This window comes from Actinoplanes sp. NPDC048791 (assembly GCF_040650095.1).
GTDB lineage: Bacteria > Actinomycetota > Actinomycetes > Mycobacteriales > Micromonosporaceae > Actinoplanes.
Map to the genome: position 1 here is coordinate 1 of NZ_JBEZGQ010000854.1, position 3,599 is coordinate 3,599.

Genomic DNA, 3,599 nt, shown 5'->3' on the forward strand with positions numbered 1-3,599 from the left:
CGGCGACGTTGTGTCGGGTCAGTTGGTGCTGGGCGTCAGCGACGCGGGCGGTTGTTGTTCCAGTGGCCGCCACCGTGGTGGTCGTTGCCGTTGTCCCAGTCGTGGCCGCCACCGTTGTGGTGACCGCCACCGTTCCAGTCACGCTCGACGTCGAGGCGCCAGATCACCCGGAAGCCACGACGCACGCGCTCGCACTCGTAGTCGTCCCAGCGGTCGAAGCGCTCGCCGATCCGGCCGACCCGCTCGCACTGGAGGCGCGTGCGGTAGTAGCCGGCGACCCAGTCACGGTCACGGCCGCGGTCGGTCTTCGCCTGCTGCTGGGTGCTCTGCGTGGCGGCCGTGGTTCCCTGGGCGGTCGACGAGGACGCCGCGGCGGGGCCGGCGGCCATCGTCGCACCGGCGACCAGCGCCATTCCGGTCATGGCCAGCATTCGTGTTGCCTTACTCATGGAACCACCTTTTCTCGGCAGGTTTATTGCTAGATCCACAGAATCATGATCCAGTGCCGGAATTGTGGACCTACGTCCACATTAACCCGATTAGGTGATATTCCGTGTCGCGTGCATACCGGGCAGAAAACCCGAAAATCGTTCCCCGCGTCGACTAATCCACCGAACGGCCGATGAGCGCTCAACCGGCGGTCACAAGGGCTCATACTTTCGGCCTATTAGGACCGGTTCTTACCCATTGGCGACGCGGTCATTCCTCTCTTATTGCCGCGAAATAGCGACGCGCGATAAAACCGGTGGATCATGCCGATTACTTGATCAAGCGAGCACTCTCTGGTGTCAATTTTGACCAGCTGGTAGAAAAGATGAAGACCGCTTGGAGGTAGCGATGAGCAAGCTTTCCGTCCAGCTGTACTCAGTCCGAGACGCCTTCGCCCACGACCCCGCCGGCACCCTCGCCCGGCTCGCCGGCCTCGGCTTCACCCAGGTCGAGCCGTACGGCGTGCGGGAGAACCTCGCCGCGTTGCGCACCGCCCTGCCGGCCCACGGGCTGACCGCGCCGACCGCCCACGCCCAGCTCCTCGACCAGCGCATCGACCAGCCCGCGGTGTTCGCCGCCGCCGCCGAACTGGGCATCGGCATCGTCATCGACCCCATGGTCGAGCCGGCCCGCTGGCAGGACCCCGCCGACATCGCCGCCACCGCGGCCGCGCTCAACGACGCCGCGAAGGTGGCCGCCGCGCACGGCGTCACGGTCGGCTACCACAACCACTTCTGGGAGCTCCAGTCCCGGATCGCCGACCGGACCGCCTTCGAGGTGCTCGCCGAGCAGCTCGACCCGGCCGTGGTCCTCGAGGTGGACACGTACTGGGCGACGGCCGGCGGCGCGGAGGCGCCGGCCCTGCTCCGCCGCCTCGGCGACCGGGTGCGCGCGCTCCACGTGAAGGACGGCGACCTCGCCACCGACGGCTCCGGCCAGGTTCCCGCCGGTCAGGGCCGGGTCCCCGTCCTCGAGGTCCTGGCCGCGGCGCCGCAGGCCCTGCGCGTCATCGAGTTCGACCGCTACGACGGGGACATCTTCACCGCGCTCGGGGCCAGTCTGGCGTTCCTGCGCGACCACGAGGAGCAGGACGGGGAGGGGCAGTGAGCGACGGAGCGGTCCGGGTCGGCGTCATCGGGGCCGGCACGATCAGCGAGACCTACCTGCGTAATCTGACCAGCTTCCCGGATCTCGACGTCCGCATGGTCGCCGACCTGGACACCGCCCGGGCCGCCGCGCAGGCGGCCAAGCACGGGGTCCCCGCGGCGGGTACGGCCCAGGAGCTGCTCGCCGACCCGGCGATCGAGCTCGTCGTCAACCTCACCATCCCGGCCGCGCACGTCGACGTGGGTCTGGCCGCCCTGGAGGCCGGAAAGCACGTGTGGGCGGAGAAGCCGCTCGCGCTGGACCGCCCGTCCGCCCGCAAACTCCTGGACCGGGCCCGCGAGCTGGACCTGCGGGTGGCCAGCGCACCGGACACAGTGCTCGGTGCGGGCCTGCAGACCGCGCGCCGGGCCGTCGACGCCGGCCGGATCGGTGAGCCCCGGACGGCGCTGGCCCTGTTCCAGTCACCCGGGCCGGAGAGCTGGCATCCCGCGCCGGAGTTCCTGTTCCAGACCGGCGGCGGTCCCCTGCTGGACATGGGCCCGTACTACCTGACCGCGCTGGTGCAGCTGCTCGGACCGATCGGCCGGGTCACCGCGACCGGCGGACGGGCCCGCGAGACCCGGGTGATCGGCTCCGGCCCCCGAGCCGGTACGGAATTCCCGGTCACCGTCCCGACCACCGTCACCGCTCTGCTGGAGTTCAGCCGGGGCGGCTCCGCGCAGGTGGTGCTGACCTTCGACTCGGCCCTGCCCCGGACCACCCTGGAAGTCGCCGGCACGCTGGGCACCGCCGTCCTGCCCGACCCGAACAGATTCGACGGCCCCACCCAGCTGCACCTGCTGGCCGGCGGCGACCCGCAGGAACTGGCTCCGCAGGGGCATCAGGGCTCGCGCGGCACCGGCGTCCTCGAGCTGGCCCGCGCGATCCGGGCCGGCGTGCCCGAACGCGCCTCGGGAGCGCTCGCCTACCACGTGCTCGACGCGATGCAGTCGATCGAGGAGTCCATCGCCGACCGGCGGCCGGTGGTCGTGCAGAGCACAGCCGACACGCCACCCGCCCTGCCGGCCGACTGGGATCCCTACGCTCGGACGCTCTAATCCAGCGGGACGGTGATCAGGTCCTGGACGTAGGAACGCAGCGCACCGACCAGGTCGACCGCGCTGCGATTGGACAGCCACTGCACCTGGAGGCCGTCCATCAGGGCGACCATGTTCAGGCCCGCGTGCTCGGGGTCGACGCCGGCGCGCAGCTCGCCCTGCCCGGCCAGCACCCGGAACGAGGCGGTCGCGTAGTCGCGGGCCATCCGGTAGTGCCGTTCGAAGTAGTCGTGCGCGGGATGGTCCGCCGCGACTGCTTCGGCGGCCAGCCGGGCGTACACGTCGACGATGCCGGGGTGCCGGACGTTGTGCTCGGCCAGCGCGACCAGGTGGGCCAGGGCCTCCCGGCCGGGCGGTACGGCCAGGCGCTCCCGCTCGGTGTCCTGCGCGTCCCGGCGCTCCAGCACGGCGGCGAGCAGCGACTCCTTGGTCGGGAAGTAGTACAGCAGGCCGGCGTGGGTGATGCCGACGCGGCGGGCGATCTCGCGCAGGGACGAGCCGTGGTAGCCGGTCTCCGCGTACACGGCGACGGCCGTCGTGATGATGTCCTCCCGACGGATCCGGCCCTTCAGATAGCCCCCGGTCACCCGGCCATCATGCCGTACCGGCGGCTCGTCGACTGGCGCGCGCCCGGCCTGCGGTGATGATCGACAGGAAGCCGGCCACCGACGCTGACCAGGGGAACCGTTCGGCCTGCGCGCGGGCGGCGATCCGGCGGTCCGGGCGGTCGAGCAGGGCGCGGACCGCGGCGCCGTAGGAGGCGTCGGTCGTGGCGGCCACCCCGGCCGTCCCGATCACTTCCGGCAACGCGCTCGAGGCGCTGACCACCACTGGCGTACCGCTGGCCAGGGCCTCGAGCGCGGCCAGGCCGAACGTCTCGATCGGTCCGGGCGCCAGCGCCACGTC

General features: G+C 71.3%; 5 protein-coding genes. 2 read left to right on the top strand and 3 right to left on the bottom strand.

Going from position 1 to position 3,599, the window contains the following annotated elements:
* Nucleotides 1-35: 35 nt before the first annotated feature.
* Nucleotides 36-449, bottom strand: coding sequence for a hypothetical protein (locus AB0C29_RS38410; protein ID WP_360831263.1), 414 nt, complete (start codon nt 447-449; stop codon nt 36-38).
* A gap of 388 nt (nt 450-837) precedes the next feature.
* On the opposite strand from AB0C29_RS38410, the gene AB0C29_RS38415 reads away from it, so the two are divergent.
* Both AB0C29_RS38415 and AB0C29_RS38420 read left to right on the top strand, forming a co-directional pair.
* On the top strand, nt 838-1,596 hold the full coding sequence (locus AB0C29_RS38415) for a TIM barrel protein (protein WP_360831265.1): 759 nt from the start codon (nt 838-840) through the stop codon (nt 1,594-1,596).
* Entirely contained in the window at nt 1,593-2,693 is a 1,101-nt protein-coding gene (locus AB0C29_RS38420) for a Gfo/Idh/MocA family oxidoreductase (protein WP_360831268.1), read from the top strand. Before AB0C29_RS38415 ends, AB0C29_RS38420 begins: the two co-directional genes overlap by 4 nt.
* On the opposite strand, the gene AB0C29_RS38425 is transcribed toward AB0C29_RS38420, so the two are convergent.
* Both AB0C29_RS38425 and AB0C29_RS38430 read right to left on the bottom strand, forming a co-directional pair.
* On the bottom strand, nt 2,690-3,280 hold the full coding sequence (locus AB0C29_RS38425; protein ID WP_360831271.1) for a TetR/AcrR family transcriptional regulator: 591 nt from the start codon (nt 3,278-3,280) through the stop codon (nt 2,690-2,692). The genes AB0C29_RS38420 and AB0C29_RS38425 overlap by 4 nt on opposite strands.
* A gap of 7 nt (nt 3,281-3,287) precedes the next feature.
* Nucleotides 3,288-3,599, bottom strand: a 312-nt coding sequence (locus AB0C29_RS38430; protein WP_360831274.1) for a glycosyltransferase, incomplete at its 5' end; no start/stop codon positions are given.